The 308-nt window shown below is 38.6% G+C and carries 1 pseudogene; it reads left to right on the top strand.

Annotated features, from left to right (window positions below):
- A pseudogene (locus AD60_RS09910) lies at nucleotides 1-308 on the top strand (ABC transporter substrate-binding protein); the annotation flags it as partial.

Below are 308 nucleotides of genomic sequence, written 5' to 3'. Positions count from 1 at the left end.
TGCTTCATGGGCTACTATATTTGATGGTGAGATGAATCCTACATCTCCTGAATACGAAGAGGCTTTAGTTAATTTCTATCATGATGTAATAGATCCTGCAGTAGAAGTTCAAGGCAACGAAGTACATGTTCATTTGGCAAGACCTTTTGCTCCGTTTTTGAATGTAATTGCTTCTGGAAGTAGTTGGGGTGCAATATTAGATAAAGAATATTCTATAGAAATAGGTTTATGGGATGGAAATGCCGAAGGTTGGTGGAAGTATCACGGATGGACAAAAGAACAGTCTCCATACTTTGACCATGCTATGG

The organism is Petrotoga sp. SL27, assembly GCF_002924605.1.
In the GTDB taxonomy this organism is placed as follows: domain Bacteria; phylum Thermotogota; class Thermotogae; order Petrotogales; family Petrotogaceae; genus Petrotoga; species Petrotoga sibirica.
The sequence above is the reverse complement of the archived record's forward strand: the minus strand, read 5'-3'. Positions and strand labels throughout refer to the sequence as shown.